20 protein-coding genes are annotated in these 23,066 nt (G+C 62.8%); 13 read left to right on the forward strand and 7 right to left on the reverse strand.

The features are described 5' to 3' along the window. Positions 1 to 148: 148 nt before the first annotated feature. The 3 genes from ACXAF3_RS09950 (at position 149) to ACXAF3_RS09960 (ending at position 2,999) form a co-directional block, all read left to right on the forward strand. Positions 149 to 421 (forward strand): acetyltransferase, encoded by a 273-nt coding sequence (locus tag ACXAF3_RS09950; RefSeq protein WP_323844165.1) that lies wholly within the window; start codon positions 149 to 151, stop codon positions 419 to 421. A 118-nt stretch (positions 422 to 539) separates the two neighbouring features. After that, positions 540 to 743 carry a DUF2788 domain-containing protein gene (locus ACXAF3_RS09955; protein WP_475112142.1) on the forward strand — a complete coding sequence of 68 codons (204 nt, stop codon included), beginning with the start codon at positions 540 to 542 and terminating at the stop codon, positions 741 to 743. Positions 744 to 788: 45 nt separating this feature from the next. Then, positions 789 to 2,999 (forward strand): response regulator, encoded by a 2,211-nt coding sequence (locus tag ACXAF3_RS09960; RefSeq protein ID WP_475112143.1) that lies wholly within the window; start codon positions 789 to 791, stop codon positions 2,997 to 2,999. Between the two features lie 38 nt (positions 3,000 to 3,037). Here the strand turns inward: ACXAF3_RS09960 and ACXAF3_RS09965 are convergent, their stop codons facing one another. After that, positions 3,038 to 6,193: a TonB-dependent receptor gene (locus ACXAF3_RS09965; protein WP_475112144.1), complete on the reverse strand. Its 3,156-nt coding sequence runs from the start codon at positions 6,191 to 6,193 to the stop codon at positions 3,038 to 3,040. A 257-nt stretch (positions 6,194 to 6,450) separates the two neighbouring features. On the opposite strand from ACXAF3_RS09965, the gene ACXAF3_RS09970 reads away from it, so the two are divergent. Next, a complete protein-coding gene (locus tag ACXAF3_RS09970; protein ID WP_475112145.1) occupies positions 6,451 to 7,251 on the forward strand; it encodes a S1/P1 nuclease in 801 nt (266 codons plus the stop codon). Between the two features lie 55 nt (positions 7,252 to 7,306). On the opposite strand, the gene arsH is transcribed toward ACXAF3_RS09970, so the two are convergent. The 6 genes from arsH to ACXAF3_RS10000 all read right to left on the reverse strand — a co-directional run bounded on the left by arsH (position 7,307) and on the right by ACXAF3_RS10000 (position 13,314). Beyond that, positions 7,307 to 8,035, reverse strand: a complete 729-nt coding sequence (arsH, locus tag ACXAF3_RS09975; RefSeq protein WP_475112146.1) for an arsenical resistance protein ArsH — start codon at positions 8,033 to 8,035, stop codon at positions 7,307 to 7,309. Beyond that, the gene (gene arsB, locus ACXAF3_RS09980) at positions 8,032 to 9,060 is read right to left on the reverse strand and encodes an ACR3 family arsenite efflux transporter (protein WP_475112147.1); all 1,029 of its coding nucleotides are present in this window, start codon (positions 9,058 to 9,060) and stop codon (positions 8,032 to 8,034) included. Before arsB ends, arsH begins: the two co-directional genes overlap by 4 nt. Positions 9,061 to 9,063: 3 nt before the next feature. Continuing rightward, the gene (locus ACXAF3_RS09985; protein ID WP_475112148.1) at positions 9,064 to 9,537 is read right to left on the reverse strand and encodes an arsenate reductase ArsC; all 474 of its coding nucleotides are present in this window, start codon (positions 9,535 to 9,537) and stop codon (positions 9,064 to 9,066) included. 73 nt (positions 9,538 to 9,610) lie between these two features. Then, positions 9,611 to 9,952: a metalloregulator ArsR/SmtB family transcription factor gene (locus tag ACXAF3_RS09990; protein ID WP_475112149.1), complete on the reverse strand. Its 342-nt coding sequence runs from the start codon at positions 9,950 to 9,952 to the stop codon at positions 9,611 to 9,613. A 148-nt stretch (positions 9,953 to 10,100) separates the two neighbouring features. After that, on the reverse strand, positions 10,101 to 10,916 hold the full coding sequence (gene xthA, locus ACXAF3_RS09995) for an exodeoxyribonuclease III (protein WP_475112150.1): 816 nt from the start codon (positions 10,914 to 10,916) through the stop codon (positions 10,101 to 10,103). Between the two features lie 298 nt (positions 10,917 to 11,214). Beyond that, positions 11,215 to 13,314: a carboxy terminal-processing peptidase gene (locus ACXAF3_RS10000; RefSeq protein WP_475112151.1), complete on the reverse strand. Its 2,100-nt coding sequence runs from the start codon at positions 13,312 to 13,314 to the stop codon at positions 11,215 to 11,217. A 324-nt stretch (positions 13,315 to 13,638) separates the two neighbouring features. Between ACXAF3_RS10000 and ACXAF3_RS10005 the strand changes: the two genes are divergently transcribed. From ACXAF3_RS10005 to ACXAF3_RS10045, 9 genes are all read left to right on the forward strand, one after another. Then, positions 13,639 to 14,823: a Gfo/Idh/MocA family protein gene (locus tag ACXAF3_RS10005; RefSeq protein ID WP_475112152.1), complete on the forward strand. Its 1,185-nt coding sequence runs from the start codon at positions 13,639 to 13,641 to the stop codon at positions 14,821 to 14,823. Positions 14,824 to 14,861: 38 nt separating this feature from the next. Next, positions 14,862 to 15,923, forward strand: a complete 1,062-nt coding sequence (locus tag ACXAF3_RS10010; protein ID WP_475112153.1) for a sugar phosphate isomerase/epimerase family protein — start codon at positions 14,862 to 14,864, stop codon at positions 15,921 to 15,923. 53 nt (positions 15,924 to 15,976) lie between these two features. Next, positions 15,977 to 17,299 (forward strand): MFS transporter, encoded by a 1,323-nt coding sequence (locus tag ACXAF3_RS10015; RefSeq protein ID WP_475112154.1) that lies wholly within the window; start codon positions 15,977 to 15,979, stop codon positions 17,297 to 17,299. A 46-nt stretch (positions 17,300 to 17,345) separates the two neighbouring features. Further along, the gene (locus ACXAF3_RS10020; RefSeq protein ID WP_475112155.1) at positions 17,346 to 18,353 is read left to right on the forward strand and encodes a LacI family DNA-binding transcriptional regulator; all 1,008 of its coding nucleotides are present in this window, start codon (positions 17,346 to 17,348) and stop codon (positions 18,351 to 18,353) included. 44 nt (positions 18,354 to 18,397) lie between these two features. Beyond that, the gene (locus ACXAF3_RS10025; protein ID WP_475112156.1) at positions 18,398 to 19,102 is read left to right on the forward strand and encodes a 3-keto-disaccharide hydrolase; all 705 of its coding nucleotides are present in this window, start codon (positions 18,398 to 18,400) and stop codon (positions 19,100 to 19,102) included. 4 nt (positions 19,103 to 19,106) lie between these two features. Beyond that, positions 19,107 to 19,304, forward strand: coding sequence for a twin-arginine translocase TatA/TatE family subunit (gene tatA, locus ACXAF3_RS10030; protein WP_475112157.1), 198 nt, complete (start codon positions 19,107 to 19,109; stop codon positions 19,302 to 19,304). Beyond that, positions 19,301 to 20,200: a sugar phosphate isomerase/epimerase family protein gene (locus tag ACXAF3_RS10035; protein WP_475112158.1), complete on the forward strand. Its 900-nt coding sequence runs from the start codon at positions 19,301 to 19,303 to the stop codon at positions 20,198 to 20,200. The genes tatA and ACXAF3_RS10035 overlap by 4 nt, the downstream gene beginning before the upstream one ends. A 140-nt stretch (positions 20,201 to 20,340) precedes the next feature. Then, complete coding sequence (locus tag ACXAF3_RS10040) at positions 20,341 to 22,140, forward strand: GMC oxidoreductase (protein ID WP_475112159.1); 1,800 nt, start codon at positions 20,341 to 20,343, stop codon at positions 22,138 to 22,140. 1 nt (position 22,141) lies between these two features. Beyond that, positions 22,142 to 22,834 carry a gluconate 2-dehydrogenase subunit 3 family protein gene (locus tag ACXAF3_RS10045; RefSeq protein WP_475112160.1) on the forward strand — a complete coding sequence of 231 codons (693 nt, stop codon included), beginning with the start codon at positions 22,142 to 22,144 and terminating at the stop codon, positions 22,832 to 22,834. The last annotated feature ends 232 nt before the right edge of the window (positions 22,835 to 23,066 follow it).

Raw genomic sequence — 23,066 nt, forward strand, 5'->3', positions numbered from 1 at the left:
TTGTTGAATTTGCGGTTATTTTCCGGAAAGCTTTCGAATTGATGCGATGTATATCTGAGCGACCTGCGCGGTGCCGGTCTGCACCGTGCCGCAAGCTTTGGCGCCGGAAGCCCTATACTGAGGGTAGCGAGACGAAACGGGTGCCAAAATGCTGTTCAAAGATACATCCACGAATCACCTGGTCGAGGTGGCGGATATCGTCACCTTGTCCAATCCCTACGAGCTGACGGTGGTCGGCCGCTACCTGTGGGGAGAGGAGATGCAGGACCCCGAGGTCTTCGACAAGACCCAGTTGTGCTTCCTCTCCGGAGAGGCGCTGCCGCGCTGCTGGCACGACAGCCGCTACCGCGACCGGGAGGTGCGGCGCCTGCGCTGCGGCACCCGCGCGGCGGAGGACGGCGACTACTATCAGGGAGCCTGAAGCCGTTAGGGCGGTGGCGGCGGCACGCGACCGGATGGTCGCTGGCGGTCTGCCGGCCTCTCGCCACTAAGCGGCGGCCGCTGTACAATGCGCGCCAATTTTTGAAGCGGGCAGCTGCATGTCGTTCGAGCAGTTTGAAGAGTACTCCCTGTGGCTGGGAGTCGGCGGACTCATCCTATTTATGGTGTTCATCGTCTGGAACCTGGCGAAGGAGTCCAGGGCGGGCCGGTTTGGCACCTTTATCCTGTTTATTGCGCTGGGCCTGGGGTTGCTCGGTTTCCTTATCAAAACAGTACTCGTCGAGGTGCTGGGACTAGGCTGAGGCCGCCGGCGTGCCCGGTAGCCCGCTTGCGCAGGGAAGATCTCTATGCCGATTTTTGATCGCCCCGAACTCAAGGTACAGAAAGACCGCCGTGTCTGCCGCGCCACCGATACGCGTATCGCGAAGTACAGCCGCCGCGGTATGCTGCTTTCGCTGTGCGCCTTCGCGATTGCCGCGGCGATTGGCGATATGCGCGTCGAGGCGCCGCGCCTGCTGCTGATCCTGGGTATCGGCTTCGTGCTGCTGACGCTGCTGCGCGGTTACTACGTTTTCCGCTTCAACTACCTCTATTCCACCGGCCCGAATCGCTGGCGCCGCCGCTACTTCCTCTCCTCCACCATCGTGGCCGCCTGGTGGGGGGGGATTCTGTTCTGTTACGTCTGGCTGCTGGGGTTCGCGCCTGAGACCCACTTCCTGTGGCTGTATACGGTCATCTTCTGCTCCAGTGTCACTACCGTATTCGCCCCCTATCACCGCTTCCTGACCTTGTTCGTCGCGGCACCGCTGTTGCCCGCCGCGGCCATGGCGGTCCTCTCCGGGGAGATTCTCGGCACCATCTACGGGGCCCTGACCCTGGCGTTTGTCTGGCTGACCGCCCACCAGGCGCGCCGCGAGTCCGAAAACTACTGGGACCGCCTGGCCGCGATGCAGGAGCTGCAGCAGCGCGCCAGCAGTCTGGCGGAGGCGCGCAAGCACTCGGAGGCGGCGGTGGAGCTGACCAATGAGTTTATCGCCAATATCGGCCAGGAGTTCCGCAGCCAGCTTTCCGACTCCCTCGGCGCCCTGGCGCTGCTGGAAGCGGAGCCGCTGAGCGAGCGCCAGCGGGAGTGGGTGCGCCTGGCGAAGACGGCCGGCAGCCAGCAGCTGAAGCTGGTGGACAATGTGGGGCTTTTCACCCGGGTGGCGCGCAGGGATATCCGCCTGCGCCAGGGTACCTTCAACCTGGTCAAGACGATCGAGAAGTCCTTCAAGTTCGCCGCGCGCGCCGCGCACCGCCAGCGCCTGGAGTTCAACTTCCAGATCGACGACAACCTGCCGGTGATGGTGACCGGCGACAACCGCAAGACGGCGCAGCTGATCCGCAACCTGGTGGACTCGGCCACGGTCATCGCCCAGGTGGGCGAGCTCTGGGGGCAGGTGAGCTTCACCCCGATAACCAGCGCCGAGGGGCAACTGACCATCAGCCTCAAGGACGACGGCCGCGGCGAGATACTGCCGGACGAGAGCGAGCTGTTCGGTGCCTTCTCGCGCACCGACACCACCCAGGTCACCACCGGCCTCGGTCTGTCTATCGCCAAGGGGCTGGCGGAGGCCATGGGCGGCTATCTGCAACTGCATTCGACGCCGGAAGGCAACCGCTACCAGGTAATGGTCAAATTCACGATGGAGCCCAACCAGCGGGTCTACCTGACTCCGGACCGGCGCCTGCAGGACTTCGAGGTGCTGCTGCTGCACCAGAAGGGGCTGTTCGTGGCGGGGCTGGCCCAGGTGTTGCGCTCTTTCGGTATGGAAACGGGTACGTTGCAGTGGAGCGCCGATACCCGTGAGACGGTGGAGACTGCACTGCAGCTGGCGCTGGAGCGCAGGCAGCTGATTCTGCTGGCGCCGGCCATGGGCGACAACGGCCTGCTCACTGCGGTGGCGAAATTTTTCCGCGAGACGGCGCTGGATACCGGCGAGTGCCAGCTGATCTGCCTCGGGGGCTACGGCCACAAGCCCGATTTCACCCGGCTGCTGCAGGCGCTCCCCTCCGCCCAGTATCTCGAGCGGCCCGTTACGCGCAAGGAGCTGCACGATGCGTTGATCTCGCGGCTGTTTGGCGGTGTGAAGAAGGCCAGCCGGCGCATCGTATCCAGCGGCGGCGACAGGCCGCGGCGCTACTCGCTGCTGCTGGTCGAGGAGTCTCGCCAGCACCAGGGGGTGACGGAGGAGATGCTGCAGGCGCTCGGCTACCGGGTGGATGTGGCGGCGTCCGTGGTGGATGCGCTGGAGCGGCTACCGGAAGGGAACTACGACCTGTTGCTGGTGGACTGCCAGCAGAACACCGAACACAGCGCGGAGATTATCGAGCGCCTGCGCCACTGGGAGGCGGAGAACACACCGGAAGACCGCCTGCCGATTATCGCCCTGACCAGTACCACGGAGGAGCAGTTCGAGGGCCGCTGCCTCGCGGCGGGTATGGATGACTTCCTGACCAAGCCGCTGAGCAAGGATCTGTTGCGGGAGACCCTGGAGCGCTGGCTCGGGGACGCCTAAAAGGGGGCGAACGCAAGGTTCGCCCCCCTGCGGCCAGCCTAGAATTGGTAGCGAATCCCCAGGCGCGCCTTCCAGAACGAAGGTTCGGCCACCCGGGTCTGTCCGGCCGGATCGAGGAATTCCTCGAACACATAGCGGTTCTGCTCGTCCATGCTGACCTTGACGGCGGCCTGGGACAGCGGGAAGCCGGTCTCGACCATCACGCCCCAGTCGTCGTTCAGCAGGTTGCCCAGGTTTTCCACCACGAAGTAGGCGTTGGCGCGGTCGCCGGCGCGGAAGCCGGGCAGCTCCTGGTTGATGCGCAGGTCCAGGCGGCTCCACCAGTCGCTGGTCAGCTCGTTGCGCTCGACGATCCTGCCGCGATCCAGCCCCTCCTTGTCGGCCCAGGCGAAGAAGGCCTCGGTATCGAAGTCGTCCCCGAAGACGACGCCCGGATCGCTCTCGCCGCTCGGCACATACAGCAGCTGGCGGAAGCGGTCGGCGTAGCTGCCGAAGCTGCTGCCGTAAGCGCTGTCTTCAAAGGTGTAGGTGTAGGGGCGGCCCTCGTTCAGGGTGCCGAACAGGGTCACGCGGGTTTCGTAGCCGTCAAAGAACTCGCGGCCGTAGTCCAGCTTCAGCGTGAAACGGTGCGGCACCACATAGTTGGAGGTCGCGGTGCCCGGGTCCTGGGCGTTGGCCGTGGCCACGCCGCTGTAATTGGAAAAGGCCACGGAGCTGGTCATCGGGTTGACATCCTCCGCCTCGGTATAGGCGTAGCCCAGAGCCAGGTCGAGGCCGAAGTCGAAGGATCTGGAAAGACCCAGCGACAGGGAGGTGGCATAGCCGGAGTCGCCGTTCACATTGGTCAGCATATAGTCTTGTCTGCGGCCGTTGGTGGCGGCGTAGAGGGGCCGGCCGTCTGCGGCGGCGGTGCCGACCCGCTCCAGGGAAATGTCGCGGATGATGGCGGCGTCCCGGAACTCGCTGTGCAGCAGGTCGATGCTGGCCAGGTAGCCGCTCTCGAACAGGTAGCTGCCGCCCAGCGCGTATTTCCAGCTGGACGGAATCTCGAAGTCCGGATCCATCAGGTTGACGCTGCCGGAGGTGCTGCCGCTGGCCACCTGGTCGTACAGGTGCTGCGGAATATCGTAGATGGGGCGGCCGCTGCCGTTCCAGTCCATATCCGCCAGGGGGATACCGCTTTCATCCTGCACCTCCAACTGGATGACGCCGTTGTTGGAGTAGTTGTTGGAGATCCACACATTGGGGTTGCCGCCGGAGTAGAGGCCGATACCGCCGTGGATCTCCAGCCGGTCGTTCACGTTCCAGTTCAGCCCCAGGCGCGGCTGCAGCAGGTCCTTGCCGTCCATGTTTTCCGTGTTGCGAATGCCGTAGGCGGCTTCAACCGCCGGGTTTTCCACCGGGTGGTCATCGCTCGTGTACCAGTCGTAGCGCAGGCCGGCGACCAGGGTCAGGTCGACATTGGCGAACTGGTATTCATCCTGGGCGTAGATGGAGTTGGTGGTGTAGGAAAACTCCGCACCGGCGTCGGTGGGATCGTTGCTGCCGGCGGCGTTTTCGTAGGTGATGCGGTCGGCGATACCGGCCGCGAAGTCTTCGATGCTGTTGAAACGGTATTCGCCCTCGGCCTCCTGCACGAACATATTGAAGACATCGAAGGTATCGCGCTCGTAGCCGAAGTAGAGGTTGTGCGCGTCCAGCTGCAGGTTGCCCGCCAGCTTCAGGGTCAGGGTTTCGTAGCTGAGCTTGTTGGCGTGGCGGGAGTCGTCCGCACCCAGGTAGACCGTGGCCCTGGAGGCGCTGCCGTCGCCGTCGTGGTCATTGGAAGTGCGGATCTGTACTTCGCCGAAGTCCGTACCGCCGAGGGAGAGCTGGCGGTTATCCAGTTCCGAGTAGCCGATTTTCAGCTCGGTGGAGAAGATATCGCTCCAGTCGGAGAACAGCTGGGCCACATAGGCGTTCAGCTCGGCGCCGCGCTCGTAATAGTGGTTGGAGAACTCCAGCTCGTCGCTGTCGCCGTCGGACTCCGCGATATGGAAGCCGTCGTTGTAGTTGTAGGTAAAGGCGGCGCGCTGGCCGTCGCTGATATTCCAGTCCAGTTTTACCAGCAGCTTCTCGTCTTCCACCGGCAGGCTGGTGGGCAGGCCGCCGGGCTCATAGCCGTAGACATCGCGCGCGATACGCAGTATCTCGTCCACCTGGGCCCGGCTGACGCCCTGGACCTCGGTGGGCGCGCCGGAACCGGCCGGGCCGCGTTCGAAGGTGTCCACGCCGTCCAGCTTCTCGTAGGCGGTAAAGAAGAACAGCTTGTCGGGAATGATCGGACCGGACAGGGTGGTGGCGTAGCGCTGCTCGTCGAAGGATTCCACATGGAACTCGTCGCCTTCCAGTGAATCCCCCTGCATGCCGTCGTCGGTATAGTCGTAGACGACGGAACCGTGCCACTCGTTGCTGCCGGACTTGGTCACCGCATTGATGTTACAGGCGCTGAAGCCGCCGTACTGGACGTCGAAGGGCGCCAGCTCCAGCGCCACCTGGTCGATCGCGTCGTAGGAGAAGGGCATGCGCTCGGTGGGGTAGCCGTTGCTGTTCAGGCCGAAATTGTCGTTCATGCGCACGCCGTCGACGGTGAGGCTGTTGAAACGCGGATTGGCGCCGGCACACTGGATGCCGTCCGCGTAGGACTCGTCGATATAGACACGCGGGTCGAGGCGCACCAGGTCTTTCAGGTCGCGATTGACCGAGGGGGCGTGCTCGAGATCGGCGCGGGTAAAGTGGGAGGCGGGGCCGACGACGGTGCTGGCGCTCTCCTCGAGGCGCGCGACCACGTGCACTTCTTCCAGGGCCGGCGCATCCAGATTGACGGGCAGGGACAGTGGATCGCCGAGGGTCAGATAGATGCCGTTCAATACCCGCTCGCCCTGATCGGACTCTACCGTAATCCGGTAGGGGCCGCCCACTCGCAGGCCGCTGAGGTTGAAATGACCGGAATCGCCGCTGGTAATCTCGCTGCGGCTGTTTGAAGGGGTGTGAACAACGGTGATCCTGGCCTTGTCGACCGGTTCGCCATTGATCCCGGTGACAATGCCGCGAATGGTGGCGGACGTCTCCTGCGCGAAAGCCATGGGCGCCGCGCCCATCGCAGAGATCACCGCAGCGGACAAGAGTGCGCGCGGGAACAAGCAGCGTTTCATGAAATTCTCCTGGTCTCGAAAATAACCAATGCGGCTGGCGGGTGACGCCATCCGTTGGCGGTGAAAAGTCTTTGTTATTGGCGCAGTGTCCCGTTGCCGAGCCCTGGCCAGCGGGATTTTTACCAGGAGCAGTTGACGGTCGAGTGAAGGAATTGTTGCGCTTTTGTCTCTAATTTCTTGAATAAATATGACGGTTCACTTTTTGTCACAAATTGTCATTAGGCTGGGGCGGTCATTTACAGCGGGGGAATTTTTCGGTGAACAACACAAACAGACTTCTGCGACTTTTTTCGGTGCTTTCACTCCTCTTTTTCAGTGCCGAGGTGTTTTCCTGGGGCGACGACGGGCACAGGGTGGTGGGTGAGATTGCCTGGAGTCATCTGCGCCCCGAGGTGCGGGCGGAAGTGAGTCAGCTGCTGCAAAGCGCCGGAGAGCCGAGCCTGGCCGAGGCGGCAACCTGGGCCGACCGGATCCGCAGCGACAGCAACTACGACTGGGCGGCGCCGCTGCACTATATCAGCCTGCCGCGCGAGTGGAGCGGCTATGTCGAGACCAGGGACTGTCCACCCGCCGGCTGTATCCTCAAGGCGCTGGCAGAGTTCGAAGGAAAGCTGAGCGAAGACGATGCGCCGCAGCGGGAGCGCGTCGAGGCGCTGCTGTTTATCGCGCACTTTGTCGGCGACCTGCACCAGCCGCTGCACACAGGGCTGGCTGCAGACAGGGGTGGCAATGATATAGAAGTGCAGTTTTTCGGCTATCCGACGAACCTGCATGCCCTCTGGGATATCTACCTGCCGGCCGGCTTTGTACGGGACTGGAAACAGTATGCCCATGCCCAGTTGGGCGAAATCACCGAGCAGCAGCGCCGGCGCTGGCAGGCCACTGGGGCGCCGGACTGGGCGGCCGAGTCGCAGCGCCTGGTGCACAGCCACGCCTACACGGCAGAGGCCAATCTCGGCGAGGCCTATTATTTGCGCAACCGGGGAATTGTCGAAGAGCGCCTGCGCCAGGGCGGTGTGCGCCTGGCGGGGATACTGAACCGGGCGCTGGGCGAATGATAATCCCTCTTGCTGTGCGACAGCGCCGGCTGGGGCGGCGCTGTCGAGGCAGTGGCTATTCGGTGGGATTCTGCAGTGCCCGCTGGTCGATGCGCTTGCGGAATTCGGCTTCGCTTTCCTTGCGCTCGGAATAGCGGTCGACGAAGTATTCTTTTTTGTCTTTCAACAGCAGGGTGAACTTCATCAACTCTTCCATCACGTCGACGATCCTGTCGTAGAAGGGTGAGGGTTTCATCCTGTCGTCGTCTCCAAATTCCAGCCAGGCCTTTGGCACCGAGGACTGGTTGGGTATGGTGACCATCCGCATCCAGCGGCCCAGCACGCGCATCTGGTTGACCGCGTTGAAAGACTGGGAGCCGCCGCAGACCTGCATTAGGGCCAGTGTCTTTCCCTGGGTCGGTCGCACGCCGCCCAGTGACAGCGGAATCCAATCGATCTGCGCCTTCATGACACCGGTCATGGCGCCGTGTCGCTCGGGCGAGGACCAGACCATGCCGTCGCACCATTGGGCGAGTGCGCGCAGCTCCTGGACCTTCGGGTGCTCCTGGTCGGCATCGTCCGGCAGCGGCAGGCCGGACGGATTGAACATGCGTGTCTCCGCGCCGAATAGCTCCAGCAGCCGGCGGGCCTCCTCCGCCGCCAGCCGGCTGAATGAGCGGGCGCGCAGTGAGCCGTAGAGCAACAGAATTTTGGGCTTGGTCTCGCTGATCCCCGACTGCAGCTTTTCCCGATCGATCGGTTGAAGGCAGTCGCGCTCGATATTGGGCAGTGTATCGGTCTTCATGCGGCGGCCTCCCCAAACCAGTGGCGCGTGCGGTTGGCGAAAGCTACCAGCGTGAGCATAACGGGCACCTCGACGAGGACTCCGACAACGGTAGCGAGTGCGGCGCCGGATTGCAGCCCGAACAATGAGATGGCTACGGCCACCGCCAGCTCAAAGAAGTTCGAGGTGCCGATCATGGCCGCGGGCGTGGCTATATTGTGCGGCAGCTTCAAGGCCTTGGCTGAGCCATAGGCGAGAGCGAAAATGCCGTAAGTCTGTATCAGCAGCGGAATGGCAATCAGTGCAATTGCCAGTGGCTCGGCCATGATGGTCTCCGCCTGGAAGCCAAACAACAGCACCACGGTTGCCAGTAGACCGGCGATGGAGATGGGCTTCAACCGGTGGATAAAGTGATTCAGCCGCGCGTGATTATTGGTCGAGTCCAGTACTCTGCGCGTGAATACCCCGGCCACCAACGGGATAACAACATAGAGTAAAACCGACAGCAGCAGCGTATCCCAGGGGACGGTCACATCGGTCACGCCGAGCAGGAACCCGGCAATGGGCGCGAAGGCGAAGATCATGATGAGATCATTCACCGATACCTGCACCAGGGTGTAGTTGGCATCGCCCTCGGTCAGATGGCTCCAGACGAATACCATGGCGGTGCAGGGTGCGACTCCGAGTAAGATCATGCCGGCAATGTATTCCGTAGCCGACTGCGGATCGACGAGGTCGGCAAACAGCACACGGAAAAACAGCCAGCCCAGCGCCGCCATAGTGAAAGGTTTGACCAGCCAGTTGATAAACAGGGTCAGGAGCAGTCCCCTGGGCTTTTTCCCGACATCCTTGATGGAGAAAAAATCCACCTGAACCATCATCGGGTAGATCATCACCCAGATAAACAGCGCCACCGGGATATTGACATGCGCGATCTCCTGGGCCGAAAACCACTCGAACAACCCGGGGAACAGATTGCCCAGAGCGACACCAATGATAATGCTCAGCCCCACCCACAGGGTCAGATAACGTTCAAAGAGTCCCATCAATCAATCCTCCGAAGCGATGGATTCGAGTGCCAGCTGCAGCTGTGCTGGCGACAGCTGCTCCAGATCCAGTGCCAACAGTTTGCGAATGCGCTGTTCGATGGTGTCCATGACCTCGAAGAATGCGGATTCGATAGCCTCTGCCGGTCCATTTAACCTGGAAGGATCCGGCAGCCCCCAATGGACTTTGACGGTATTGCCGAACCAGACCGGACAGCTCTCGTTGGCTGCGCTGTCGCAGACGGTGATCACCACATCGGGCGCCATTGCCTCGAAGTCATCCCAGGACTGGCTCTGCAAACCTTCTGTGCTGATGCCGCGGGCCTTGAGATATTTGAGAGACAGGGGGTGTACCTCCCCGGCCGGCTGACTGCCTGCGCTGTAGGCGGTGACCCGGCCCTGTGCCAGGTGATTGGTGATTGCCTCGCTCAATATGCTGCGGCAGCGATTGTGGGTGCAGATAAATAGCAGTTTCACAGATTTACCTTCCCGGTTCTGTCTCTGTTAATGGGTATATACGGAAAATCGCATATGCACCGGTAAAATTTTTTCAGGTCAGGTCGCAGCGCTCTGGCCTTGCGCCCATCAGGTTCAATTTGCGCTGGTTGTCTTCGATCAAGCTCCGGTTGGCCTGCAGGGTTTCATGCAGGACCGCCTTGGCCCAGCGGGGCAGGGCGGGGTTGATGCGGTAAAAAACCCACTGCCCGCGGCGCCTGTCCTGCAGCAGATCGCAGTTGCGCAGCTGGGCCAGATGGCGGGATATCTTTGGCTGGCTCTCGTCGAGCGCTGCGGTCAGTTCGCACACACACAGCTCGCCCTCGCAGGCGATCAGCAGCAGGCTGCGCAGGCGGGTCGGATCGGCCAGACACTTGTAAAACTGAACTGGATTCATCGCGAAATACCGCTGAACTGGGTCTCCCGGGAGCCGGTACGGGGCGCCGCACCAATGGCTCTCCATGGACCTTCGGCATTATATATGGGAAATCATATATGTGAAGGGCGAAAAATGGCCGGAGGGCGTCCGGCCATTGCGGGCGGAATTAAAGCCTGAATTCGGCCCAGACTGGGGCGTGGTCCGACGGGCGCTCCATGCCGCGGATCTCGTAGTCGACCCCGGTGTCCACACAGGCCTCCGCGAGCGGCCTGCTGGCCAGTATCAGGTCGATGCGCAGGCCGCGCTTGGGATCGCGCTCGAAGCCGCGGCTGCGGTAATCGAACCAGCTGAAGACATCGTCGGTGTCCGGGTTCAGCGCGCGGAAGGTGTCCACCAGGCCCCAGTCCTGGATCTTCTGCAGCCATTCGCGCTCCTCGGGCAGGAAGCTGCATTTGCCGTCGCGCAGCCAGCGCTTTCGATTCTGCTCGCCGATGCCGATATCCAGGTCGGTGGGGGAGATGTTCATATCGCCGATTACCAGCACCGGCGCGTCCGGCTTGCAGGTGGTCTGCAGGTAATCGTCCAGGTCGGCGTAGTATTTGCGCTTGGCCGGGAACTTGACCGGGTGCTCGCGGTTTTCCCCCTGGGGGAAGTAGCCGTTGATGACCGTCAGCGGTTCCTTGCCGCCGATATCGAATTTGCCCATGACCATGCGTCGCTGGGCGTTCTTGTCATCCTTGGGGAAGCCGTATTCGCGGTCGACAAACGGATAGCGGGAGAGCAGGGCGACGCCGTAGTGGGTCTTCTGGCCGAAGTAGATGACCTCGTAGCCCAGGTCGCGCACCGCGTCCACCGGGAAATCCTCGTCGGTGCACTTGGTTTCCTGCAGGCCGATAATGTCCGGAGACTGGGATTCCACCAGGGCCTCCAACTGGTGCAGACGCGCGCGGATACTGTTGACGTTAAAGGAAACGACTTTCATTTTTCCCCCTGAAAATAAAAAGGTTGGGGTTTCCCCAACCTCAGTGCATTGATAAACCCCGCCCTTCTCCTAATCAGGTGCTGTGGCGGCGAAGCACTAGGACGAGTATTTCGAAACGCTGTAAATACATCCCTGTACGCTCCGGCGGCGACGTCCTGCCGCCGACGGTTCGAAATACTCGTCCTAGCACTTCGCCTTCCAATCTGGCTGCAGGACTTTGTCAGCAGTCTGAGGTTGGGTATACCCAACCTGAGGTTTTATACGTTTGGGGTGCGCAGTGCGCACCCCAAAATATTTTTTAAAAGTTGGCAACCTGCGGCGGCGCCTTGGCGATCTTGTCGGACAGGCCGATAAAGTCCGCCATGATATAGCCGGCCTCGTTCAGGATCGGATCCTTCTCGAGCTTGATCTCCACCGGTCCGCCGATGGTCGCGACATCCGCGGATTCGCTTTCCTCGTAGGCCTCGAAGCTCTCGTAGGGCTCCAGGCCCTTGGCGGTGCGGCGGCGGTTTTCCATCGTCAGCAGGCGCTCGTTGAGGCGCTTGCGCTCCTCCTCCCGCGCCTGCTCGTTCAGGGATACGAACTTCTGGTCGGCGCGCTCGCTCTCGAACTGGAACTGCTCGCGCAGAAAGATAAAGTCCGGATCCGCCGCGGTGCGCTGGTTGTGCTTGCTGATCAGCTGCGGCAGCAGGTCTTTCAGGTTGAAGTATTTTGCGTGCGGTACCGCGTGGATGCGGTCCCAGGGCAGGGCGGTGTCGTAGGCGCTCTCGCCGACGCTCTCCGCATCGATCAGCTGCGGCATCGGGATATCCGGAGTCACGCCGGCGTGCTGGGTGCTGTCGCCGGACACGCGGTAGAACTTAGACTGGGTGATCTTCAGCTGGCCTTCCTTCAGCGGCGCCATGGTCTGCACGGTGCCCTTGCCGAAGGACTGGTTGCCCACCACCAGGCCGCGGTTGTAGTCCTGGATGGCCCCGGCGAAGATCTCCGACGCGGACGCGGACAGGCGGTTGATCAGCACCATCAGCGGGCCGCGGTACATGGCGCGTGAGCGCGAGCGGTTGTGCCGCGAGATCTGCTCGTTGGCGTGGCGGATCTGCACCACCGGGCCCTGGTCGATAAACAGGTCGGTGAGCATGGTGGCCTCCTGCAGGGAGCCGCCGCCGTTGTTGCGCAGATCCAGGATAATGCCGTCGACCTTCTCCTCCTTCAGTTCCGCGAGCAGCTTGGCCACGTCGCGGGTGGTGCTCTTGTAGTTCGGGTCGCGGCGGCGGTAGGCCTCGAAGTCGATATAGAAGGTCGGCAGGTTGATCACGCCGATCTTGTAGGTCTTCTCGCCGTCTGAGAATTCGAAGGTGGCCTTCTTCGCCGCCTGGTCCTCCAGCTTGACTTTGCTGCGCTTGATCAGGATGGTCCTGTGGCTGCCGTCGCCGCCGGTGGGGATGGTCTCCAGGCGCACGAAGGTGCCGGCCTCGCCGCGGATCAGGTCGACCACGTCGTCCAGGCGCCAGCCGATTACGTCGACCATCTCACCCTCTTTGCCCTGACCTACCGCGACTATCTTGTCGTTGGGCTTGAGCTTACCGGTGCGGTCTGCCGGGCCGCCGGCCACCAGCCGCGCCACCTTGGTGTATTCCTCGTCCGCCTGCAGCACCGCGCCTATGCCCTCGAGGGACAGGGACATGCTCATGTTGAAGTTTTCCAGCGAGCGCGGCGACAGGTAGTTGCTGTGCGGGTCGTACAGGCGGGTCAGGGAGTTCATATAGAGCTCGAACACGTCGTCGCTGTTCTGCTGCTCGACGCGCTTGAGCTGGCCCTTGTAGCGGCGCACCAGCAGGTCGCGGATTTCGTCGTCCTTCTTGCCGGTCAGGCGCAGGTTCAGCACGCTGCTCTTCAGGCGCTTGCGCCACAGCTCGTCGGCGGCGCTGATGGAGGCCGGCCATTCGCTGTCCTCGCGATCCAGCAGCAGGGATTCGTCGCGGGTGAAGTCAAACGCGGGCAGGCCCTTGTCCAACTGCGAGAGGATATTGTTCAGGCGGTCTGTGACCCGAAGGCGGTAGCGGTTGTAGATCTCGAAGCCCGCCTGGACCTGACCGGTGCGCAGCTGGTCGTCGAGTTTGGTGCGCCACTCGCGGAATTCGCTGATATCCGAGGCGAGGAAGTAGCTTTTGGTCGGGTCCAGGGCCTCGATGTATTCCTCCCAGAGCTGCTCCGACATCTCGTCGCCGACTTTCAGTTTGTTGTAGTGCAGCATTTCCAGCTTGCTGACGATCTCTCGCGCCGTGCCACCCTGGTCGGTCTCGGGCTGAAGCACTTTGGTTTCGGCCAGGGAGGTTGCGGAAAGGAGGGTCAGGAACAAGAAGCCGGAAAACAGCGCGGCGATCCGATTGCTAAGCATAGGGAGTCTCTTTATACGTCCTACTTCATAGGCAGCCGACGTCCCGTGGGCGCCGGCGAACTATAGCTTAGGACAAGTATAAAGGCTGAAAGCTCCAAAAGGCATGAAATACGTCCAGTCGGTAGAAGATGTCGCCGGCTGGCGGACTTATTCGAATATGTTTCAATTTTCGCAACTTGAGGAGGATTCGTGCGCCAATATGTCTTGTTTGGCCGCCAACCGGGGTTGTTGTTATTAAATGTAACCGGTTACACTGCTCGACATCGACTGTTGGGTCGAATGTGGAAGCGATAACAATCCCTGTGGAGCCGAGGTGGGCGGGATATGAGCGAGAGAGTGCGGATGGGCATGGTCGGCGGCGGTGAGGGGGCTTTTATCGGCGCCATACACCGTATGGCCGCGGCCCTCGACGGCGAGATAGAGCTGGTCGCCGGCTGTTTCAGCAGCGACCCGGCGCGAGGCCGGGCGACGGCGGCGCGCCTGGGGCTGCCCGCGGACAGGGCCTACGCCAGCTACCGCGACCTTGTGCTCGGCGAGGCCGCGCGGCCGGCGGCGGAGCGCATGGAGTTCGTCTCGGTGGTCACCCCCAACGACCTGCACCTGCCGGTGGCCACCGAGGCCCTGAGAGGCGGTTTTCACGTGCTTTCCGACAAGCCGGCGGCGTGCAACCTGGAGGAGGTTCTCTCCCTCAGGGCCGTGGTTCAGCAGACGGGTCTGGTCTACGGTCTCACCCACACTTACGCCGCCTATCCGATGGTGCGGCAGGCGCGGGAAATGGTCTGCGGCGGCGAGTTGGGCGCGGTGCGCCGGGTGGCAGTCACCTATCCCCAGGGCTGGCTGGCGTCCGCGGATGATGCCGGCGCCAGCAGGCAGGCATCATGGCGCACCGATCCCGCGCGCTCCGGCGAGGGCGGCTGCTTCGCGGACATAGGCACCCACGCGCACAATCTGGTGGAGTATGTCACCGGCGCGAAGATGACAGAGGTCTGTGCGGATCTGCGGTCGGTGGTGGACGGCCGGCTGCTGGACGACGACGGAGCGGCCCTGTTCAGGCTGGAGAATTCCGCCCGCGGCACCCTGACCGCCAGCCAGGTCTGCGCCGGCGAGGGCAACAACCTGACTATCAGCGTCTACGGCGAAAAAGGGGCGCTGTCCTGGCAGCAGGAGGACCCCAACCGCCTGCAGGTGCGGCGCAGGGGCAGGCCGCTGGAGACCTATATGGCCGGCGCCGACTGCGTCTACCTGGCCCCGGAGGCACGGGCCCTCTGCCGCACGCCCCAGGGGCACCCGGAAGGCTACATAGAGGCCTTCGCGAATATCTATCGGGACTTTGCCGACAGGGTGAGGCGGGCCCGTACCGATGCGGTGGCCGATACCGGCGGCGCGTCCGGTGGCATAGAGGCCGGGGTGCGGGGTATGGCATTCGTGCGCGGCGCCATCCTGAGCAGCCGCAACAATTCCTCCTGGGTGTCGCTGCGGCCGCTCTGGGAAGAGCCGGCGACAGCATAAACAGATTCAAAGACTCAGCAGTTTTAAGGCCAATAATAATGAAGTCATCGAGAATCCAGGGCCCGGGAATTTTCCTCGCCCAGTTTCTGCCGCCGGCCGGCGAGCAGACCTCCCTGCAGTCGATGGTCGACTGGGCGGCGGGGCTGGGTTACCGGGGGGTCCAGATCCCCACCTGGGATACGCGCATCTTCGACCTGGAGTTGGCCAGCAGCAGCCGGGCCTATTGCGACGATATCCTGGGTATCTGTGAATCGGCCGGCGTGGCGATCACCGAGCTGTCCAGCCACCTCCAGGGCCAGCTGGTGGCGGCGCACCCGGCGTATGGCGACATGCTCGAAATCTTTGCGCCCGCGGCGGTGCGCGGGGACTCGGGGGCCAGGGGCCGGTGGGCGCGGGAGCAGCTGCTGAAGGCGGCGCAGGCGAGCGCCAACCTGAATTTGAAATCCCACGCGACCTTTTCCGGCGCCCTGCTGTGGCATACCTTCTACCCCTGGCCGCAGCGCCCGGCAATGCTGGTCGAGGACGGTTTCCGCGAGCTGGCCAGGCTGTGGCTGCCGATTCTCGACGCCTTCGACAGCGCCGGTGTCGACGTCTGTTACGAGCTGCACCCGGGCGAGGACCTGCACGATGGCCTGACCTTCGAAAGGTTTCTCGATGCGGTTGGCGGACACCCCCGCGCCAATATTCTCTACGACCCCAGCCACTTCCTGTTGCAGCAGCTGGATTATCTGCAGTTTATCGATATCTACCACGAGAGAATCAGGGCTTTCCACGTGAAGGATGCGGAATTTCGCCCCAGTGGCCGCGCCGGTGTCTACGGCGGCTACGCGCCCTGGATAGAGCGTCCGGGCCGCTTCCGTTCACTGGGTGACGGCCAGGTGGATTTCCGCGCTATCTTCAGCAAGCTGACCCAGTACGGCTTCGGCGGCTGGGCGGTGCTGGAGTGGGAGTGCTGCATCAAGGATCAGCAGCAGGGCGCGCGGGAGGGGGTCGCCTTTATCAATGATCACCTGATCATCGCGGCGGAAAAGGCCTTTGACGATTTTGCCGGGGCCGCGCCGGACAGGGCCAGAAACCGCAGAATTCTGGGGCTGGACTGACGGCTCACCACCGCCAGCAAAAATAAATAATAACGATAACGGAGAGAGAGCAGATGAAAGCACCCGCAGATGCGTCCCGCTACAGGAGCGTTTTCCTGGTAGGCAACCTGTCGATATTTATGATCGGCCTGGGGTTCGCGGTCCGCGCCTCGATCGCCGGCGATCTCCAGGCGGATATCTACGACCAGATTGACCTGGCCAACTCCACCGCGATGCTCGGCGAGGCGTTGGGCTTCACCTTTACCGGTTTCGCCTTCACGCTGCTGTTTGGCAGCGCACTGGTAGATCTGGTCGGTATCAAGCGCATGCTGCTGCTCTCCACCTGCGGCTACCTGGTGGGCAGCCTGATGATTATCGCCGCCTCGCTGGTTCCCGCGGGTCCCGGTGTCGAAACCCTGGTGTTGGTGGGCCTGTTGCTGACAGGGCTCGGTTGGGGCGCGGTGGAGGCGGCCAGCAACCCGATGGTTGCCGCCGTGGACCCGGACAACAAAACCCACCGGCTGAACGTGCTGCACGCCTGGTGGCCGGCCGGCATAGTGGTGGGTGGTCTGCTGGGCGTGGCGATCTCCGCCGCCGGTCTCCCCTGGCAGCTGAACCTGGTCGTGCTGGCGCTGCCGGCCCTGCTGATGGCCTGGCTGGTGGCGACGGCGGAATTCCCGGTGACAGAGCGGGTGGCCTCGGGTATCGGCTACGGCGACATGTTCCGCGAGTTGCTGAAACAGCCGCTGTTCATCGTCCTTTGGGTCTGTATGTGGCTGACCGCCGCCGCCGAGCTGGCGCCGGGGCAGTGGGTCGACCTGACCCTGTCGCGGGTGGTGGGCATGAAGGGCATTTTGATCCTCGTCTACGTCAGCATGCTGATGTTCGTGATGCGCCACTTCGCCGGTGCCCTGGCGAAGAAGCTTTCGCCCATTGGCCTGTTGTGGATTTCCAGCCTGCTCGCCGCGGGCGGCCTCTATGCCCTGAGCCTGGCGCGCTCGCCGGTGGCGGCGTTGCTGGCCGCGACCCTCTGGGGTATAGGCGTCTGTTACATGTGGCCGACGATGCTGGCCACGGTGTCCGAGCGCTTCGTGCGCGGCGGGGCCCTGTTCCTCGGGCTGTTGGGATTCGGCGGTGGCATGTCGATTCAGTTCGTGCTGCCGAAGCTGGGCAGCATCTTCGACGAGGCAAAGCTGAGGGCCGCCGGCGGGCTGGAGGCCTTCGAGCGGCTCTCCGGCGCCGAGTTGGATGCGGTGCTGACCGCCGCTTCGGTGGAATCCTTCCAGTCCCTGGCCCTGGTGCCGCTGGCGCTGTTGCCGGTATTCGGCGCCATCTGGTTGCTGGATCGGCGCCGCCGGACGGGAGCGGCGGCGGAAGCCGGCCTGGCCCAGAGATAAGCAAGGCTGCCAGGAGAGGCCGCCGCCAACAGAGTAATCAGTGCAAATGTCCAATATCCGTGAAGTCGCCCGCCGCGCCGGCGTATCCGTTGCCACAGTGTCCCGCACCCTGAAAGATCCGCGGCTGGTGTCGCCGCAGACCCGGGAGAGGGTGCTGAAGGCCGTGGAAGACGCCGGCTACAGGCCCAACCTGCTGGCGAGAAATTTCAGCTCGGGAAAATCCTTTGCGGTCGTGGTGCTGGTGCCCAATGTCGCCAACCCTTTCTTCTCCAAAGTGATCCGGGGCATAGAACAGGCGGCGCAGGACCAGGGTTATTCGGTGCTGCTGGGGGATACCCAGGGCAAGCCGGAGCGGGAACATTTCTACGCCGGCATGGCGCTGACCAACCAGGCCGACGGCCTGATCCAGCTCGACTGCCGCTACCCCTTCGCGGAAAAGGACGCGGCCCTGGCCGCGTCGGTACCCATGGTCAACGCCTGTGAGCGCATCGCCGACGACGACCGCTATCCGGTGGTGGAGCTCGACAACCGGGGTGCGGCCAGCGCCGTCGCCCGACACCTGGTGGCCCTGGGCCACCGTCGCATGGGCGTTATCACCGGGCCCGTCGAAAGCCCCCTGGTGCGCGACCGCCTGGCGGGCTTCCGCGACGTAGTGCGGGAAGCGGGCCTGGCATTCGACGAAGCGCTGCTGGTCAACGGCGAATTCACCATGCCCTCCGGCGCCCGCGGCGCAGAGGCCCTACTCTCGGCGAGAAGACCCCCGAGCGCCATCTTTTGCATGAACGACGAAATGGCCATAGGTGCCATTCACCATATCAAGAATCAGGGCCTGAGCGTCCCCGGGAATATTTCCGTGGTGGGCTTCGACAACATCGAGTTCGCCTCCTTTACAGACCCGCCGCTGACCACCATCAACCAGCCGGCGGAGGAACTGGGTCGCCGCGCGATGGAGACGCTGCTGCAGATTATTGCCGGCCGCCCGCCGGAGAAGCAGCGCACCAAACTCTCCTTCGATCTGGTGGTTCGCGAGAGCAGCGGGCCCTGCCGCGACTGAACACAATCACCGACCAAACCGCTAGCAAAAACGGGAGAAAAATAATGCAGAAAAGCGCAACAAAGACGAAGCTCGGCAAGTTGGCGGCAGTTGGCCTGGCGCTGCTCTGTGGCCTCTCCGCCTGTGAGCGGAGTGCACAGGCAGACAATGCTGGGCAGTGGCGCCCACTGTTTGACGGTGAGACGCTCAACGGCTGGACCGGCGTTAACGGCGACCGCATCGGCGACGCCTGGCAGGTGATCGACGGTAACCTGGTGCTCACCGCCGGCGGGGCCGGCGACCTGGTCAGTGCGGAGAAATTTGCAGATTTTGAGCTGCAGCTGGAATGGAAGATATCCGAGCGGGGCAACAGCGGCATCTTCTACCGCGTGGCCGATGGGGATGCTCCCGTGTGGATGAGTGGCCTGGAGTTCCAGGTGCTCGATAACGCGCGCTACCCGGAACTGGAAAAGCCCAGCCACAGCGCGGGAGCCCTGTTCGACCTCTATGCCCCGAGTGAGGATGTGGTGCGGCCCGCGGGGGAGTACAACAGCGCGCGGATTCGGGTCGAGGACGGGCGTGTGGAGCACTGGCTGAACGGCCGCAAGGTCGTCAGCTACCAGCTCTGGTCCGAGGACTGGCGGGCGCGCCTCGCGGACAGCAAGTTTTCCGACTATCCGCAATTTGCCCGTGCGGAGCGCGGCCATATAGCCCTGCAGGATCATGGCGACAGGGTCTGGTATCGCAACATCAAGATCCGGGAGTTGTGACGCCATGGGAATTTCCGGGATTAGTATCTGGCAACTGCTGATAGTGCTCCTGATCGCGTTGATGCTGTTCGGGAGCGGCAGGATTCGCAGCCTCGGCGAAGATATAGGCGGTGCCATCGGCGGTTTCCGCAAGGCTCTGCGCGGTGGGGAGGGTGCGCCAACGACCGACGGCGGTGCGCTTGAAAAAGGGGAGGGTACATGAACAGACGGCGATTTCTGATCAACAGCGGGTGCCTGGCGTCCGCGGCCCTGATGCCCTCCCTGCTGCCGGGCTGCCTGTCCGGGCAGGGCAGGGCGGACGGAAAACTGTTCGACATATCCCTGGCTCAGTGGTCCCTGCACCGCCAGCTCAGAAGCGGCGAACTCGAGGTGCTGAATTTCCCGGTCAAGACGCGCGAGGCGTTTGACATAGGCGCGGTGGAGTATGTCAACCAGTTCTTTATGGACAGGGCCGAGGACCGCGACTTCCTTGGCGAGATGAAATCCAGGGCCTCAGACAACGGCGTGCACAGTCTGCTGATTATGGTGGATGCCGAGGGAGACCTGGGTGATCCGGACAGTGCGCGCAGGCAGCGGGCAGTGGAAAACCACTACAAGTGGGTGACGGCGGCGGAGTATCTGGGCTGCCATTCCATCCGCGTAAACGCGTCCGGGCGCGGCAGCCGTGAAGAGGTGCAGGCAGCTTCAGTGGACGGCCTGCGCCGGCTGGCGGAATTCGCCCGTGACCACGACATCAATGTGATCGTGGAGAACCACGGCGGCTACTCCTCCGACGGCCTGTGGCTGGCGCAGGTACTGTCCGCCGTGGATCTGCCGAACTGCGGCAGCCTGCCGGACTTCGGCAACTTCGGTGACTACGACCGCTACCTCGGCGTGCGACAATTGATGCCCTACGCCCGCGGCATCAGCGCCAAGAGTTTCGAGTTCGATGCGGATGGCAACGAGGTCAATACGGATTTTGTGCGGATGCTGCGGATCATTCGCGACGCCGGATACCGGGGGCACATAGGCATTGAGTTTGAGGGCGAGGGCGACGAGGACCAGGGTGTCCTGGCGACAAAAAAACTGCTGCTGAAAGCGGAGCGACTGCTGGCATGAGTGGACTTTTCCAAACCTTTATCGGCGAACTGCAGACGCTATAAAAATTTTCCTAAAGATGTAACCGGTTACAGTGCTCCCGGCCTATGCGCGGGCCGGGTCGCAAAAAAATAATGAAGCAGCGCAACGGGAGAAATGCGATGTCGAGTGAACAGTTCAACAACAAAAAAGAGTACGACGCGCTGGTGGTCGGCTCCGGTGCCGGCGGCGGTATGGCCGCCTATGTGCTGGCCACGGCCGGCCTCAAGGTGCTGATGCTGGAAGCGGGGCGCTCCTATGATCCGGTCAAGGAGACGCCGATGTTCAACCTGCCCAAGGATGCGCCGCTGCGCGGCGGCAGCACGCCGGACAAGCCCTTTGGTTTCTACGATGCCACCGTGGACGGCGGCTGGCAGGTGCCCGGCGAACCCTACACCCAGGGCTCGACTGAACCGGGGCGGAAATTCGACTGGTGGCGCGCGCGCATGCTCGGCGGGCGCACCAACCACTGGGGGCGCATTTCCCTGCGCATGGGCGAATACGATTTCAAGCCCTATTCCCGCGACGGGCTGGGTTTCGACTGGCCGATCGGCTACGAAGATCTGGCGCCTTACTACGACAAGACGGAAATGCTGATCGGTGTCTACGGCACCAACGAGGGTCTGGAAAACACCCCCGACTCGCCGGAGGGTGTACTGCTGCCGCCGCCCAAGCCGCGCGCCTACGAGCTGCTGGCGAAAAAAGCCTGCGAAAAACTCGGCATTCCGGTGATTCCCTCGCACCTGGCGATCCTCAGCGAGCGCCTGGATCACGAAAATATTCCGCAGAAACTGTTTCCGGACAATAAGCTCGCACAGGAGGTCACCCGCCAGTCGATGCAGTCCCGCGCGGCCTGCTTCTGGGCCACCCACTGCGGGCGCGGCTGCTCCATCAAGGCCAACTTCCAGTCGACCACCGTGTTGCTGCCGCCGGCCCTGGCCACCGGCAACCTGGACATCATCACCGATGCGATGGTGCGCGAGGTCACTGTGGACAAAAAGGGCCGCGCGAGCGGCGTCCTCTACATCGACAAGAACACCCGCCGCGAGGAATACGCCAGCGCGCGCGTCGTTGTGGTCGCGGCCAGCGCCGCGGAGACCTCGCGCATCCTGCTCAACTCCAAGAGCCCGCTCTTCCCCGACGGCCTGGCCAACGGCAGCGGTGTCGTGGGCAAGTATCTGATGGACACGGTTGGAGCCGGCGTCAGCGGGCAGATACCTGCGCTGGAAAACCTGCCGCCGCACAATGAAGACGGCGCTTCGGCCATGCATATGTATATGCCCTGGTGGAAGTACAAGGAGCAGTTGCGCGGAGAGCTGAATTTCGCCCGCGGCTACCACATAGAGTTCGGCGGCGGCCGCAGCATGCCCGGCGCCGGCGCCTTCGGCGGTATGGGCGACTTTACCGGTGGCGCCTACGGCAAGGACTTCAAGGAGGCCTGCCGCCGTTACTACGGCTCCTTTGTGTGGTTTGACGGCCGCGGGGAAATGATTCCGAACGAAGACTCCTACTGCGAGATCGACAAGGACCAGGTGGACCAGTGGGGCATACCGGTATTGAAGTTCCACTGGAAATGGAGCGAGCAGGAATTGAACCAGGCTGCGCATATGCACAAGACCTTTGCCGAGATTATCGAGGCCATGGGGGGCAAGACGACTTCGCCGGTGCACAGCGACGGTGCCAAGGCGATCATCAACGGCGGAGCGATTATTCACGAGGTGGGCACCGCGCGCATGGGCTCCAGCCCCAGGGACTCGGTGCTCAATCCCTACTGCCAGGCCTGGGAGGTGCCCAACCTGTTTATTACCGACGGGGCGCCCTTTGTCTCCAACGCGGACAAAAACCCGACCCTGACCATCATGGCGCTCGCCTGGCGCACCTGCGACTACATCGTGGACCAGCTGAAGAAGAGGAGTATCTGACGTGAGCGACGAGAAACTGAACCTGAGCCGCCGCAACGCCCTGCGCCTCATCGCCACCACAGCCGCCTCGGTGCCGGTGATCGGCTGCGCGGAAAAAGTGGCGGAAAAGGCGGTGGAGAAAACGGCAAAACCCGCCCCGGCGGAGACTCCGCGGCAGCCTGAGCCGGTGAAGAAGGCCCCGCTGCGCTCGCCTACGGACCCGGACCTGCTAAACCCGACGATTCCGTGGGAATTCGTCCTGGAGGAAGGAGAGCTCGCGACTCTGGCGGCCCTGTGCGACGTGATCATTCCCGCGGATGACGTTTCGCCGAGCGCCTCCGCGGTCGGGGCCCATCACTATATCAACGAACATGTGAGCGCGCCCTACGACAACAACAAGGCGGACCTGATCACCGTACGCGGTGGCGTCGTCTGGCTCGACAGCGAGTCCATGCGCCGCTTCCAGCGGCCTTTTACCGAGCTGGACGATGCGCAGAAAACCGCCATCTGCGACGACATCAAGTGGGAGAAGACCGCCACGGCGGAATTCAAGGCCGGGGCCCGCTTCTTTGCCAAGGTGCGCAACCTGACCGCCACCGCCTTCTACACCACCGAAGAGGGGATGGCGGATATCGGCTATGTGGGCAACAAGCCGATGGCGGAGTTCCCCGGCCCGCCGCCGGAAGTGCTGGCGCGCCTCGGTCTGGATGGGTGAACCAGCGAATCATTTTTTCAACCGGCGTCGTCCAGGAGGTGGACCATGTGACAGATCTAGCTGTTCACCCGGCAACAAACATTAGCGGCACATGGAGGTGTCGCCGCCGGCCGTAGGCCGGCGCGAGCCCCTGAAATATAAGCAAATCTGCGCAGTTGCGCGGTATTTCAAGGGCGACAATCAAGTAGATCAGGAGGGTCTATTTTTTTGTCGGATTAGTAGTGCAGCGGTA

Source organism: Microbulbifer sp. ABF4_143 (assembly GCF_056160225.1).

What these genes read in the sequence shown, in the direction of transcription:
- ACXAF3_RS09955 (WP_475112142.1), top strand. Translation starts at nt 540, where the DNA reads ATGTCGTTCGAGCAGTTTGAAGAGTACTCCCTGTGGCTGGGAGTCGGC.
- ACXAF3_RS10010 (WP_475112153.1), top strand. Translation starts at nt 14,862, where the DNA reads ATGAAGTCATCGAGAATCCAGGGCCCGGGAATTTTCCTCGCCCAGTTT.
- arsB (WP_475112147.1), bottom strand. Translation starts at nt 9,060, where the DNA reads ATGGGACTCTTTGAACGTTATCTGACCCTGTGGGTGGGGCTGAGCATT.
- ACXAF3_RS10005 (WP_475112152.1), top strand. Translation starts at nt 13,639, where the DNA reads ATGAGCGAGAGAGTGCGGATGGGCATGGTCGGCGGCGGTGAGGGGGCT.
- arsH (WP_475112146.1), bottom strand. Translation starts at nt 8,035, where the DNA reads ATGAAGACCGATACACTGCCCAATATCGAGCGCGACTGCCTTCAACCG.
- ACXAF3_RS10020 (WP_475112155.1), top strand. Translation starts at nt 17,346, where the DNA reads ATGTCCAATATCCGTGAAGTCGCCCGCCGCGCCGGCGTATCCGTTGCC.
- ACXAF3_RS09965 (WP_475112144.1), bottom strand. Translation starts at nt 6,193, where the DNA reads ATGAAACGCTGCTTGTTCCCGCGCGCACTCTTGTCCGCTGCGGTGATC.
- xthA (WP_475112150.1), bottom strand. Translation starts at nt 10,916, where the DNA reads ATGAAAGTCGTTTCCTTTAACGTCAACAGTATCCGCGCGCGTCTGCAC.
- tatA (WP_475112157.1), top strand. Translation starts at nt 19,107, where the DNA reads ATGGGAATTTCCGGGATTAGTATCTGGCAACTGCTGATAGTGCTCCTG.
- ACXAF3_RS10025 (WP_475112156.1), top strand. Translation starts at nt 18,398, where the DNA reads ATGCAGAAAAGCGCAACAAAGACGAAGCTCGGCAAGTTGGCGGCAGTT.
- ACXAF3_RS10035 (WP_475112158.1), top strand. Translation starts at nt 19,301, where the DNA reads ATGAACAGACGGCGATTTCTGATCAACAGCGGGTGCCTGGCGTCCGCG.
- ACXAF3_RS09990 (WP_475112149.1), bottom strand. Translation starts at nt 9,952, where the DNA reads ATGAATCCAGTTCAGTTTTACAAGTGTCTGGCCGATCCGACCCGCCTG.
- ACXAF3_RS09960 (WP_475112143.1), top strand. Translation starts at nt 789, where the DNA reads ATGCCGATTTTTGATCGCCCCGAACTCAAGGTACAGAAAGACCGCCGT.
- ACXAF3_RS10015 (WP_475112154.1), top strand. Translation starts at nt 15,977, where the DNA reads ATGAAAGCACCCGCAGATGCGTCCCGCTACAGGAGCGTTTTCCTGGTA.
- ACXAF3_RS09950 (WP_323844165.1), top strand. Translation starts at nt 149, where the DNA reads ATGCTGTTCAAAGATACATCCACGAATCACCTGGTCGAGGTGGCGGAT.
- ACXAF3_RS10000 (WP_475112151.1), bottom strand. Translation starts at nt 13,314, where the DNA reads ATGCTTAGCAATCGGATCGCCGCGCTGTTTTCCGGCTTCTTGTTCCTG.
- ACXAF3_RS10040 (WP_475112159.1), top strand. Translation starts at nt 20,341, where the DNA reads ATGTCGAGTGAACAGTTCAACAACAAAAAAGAGTACGACGCGCTGGTG.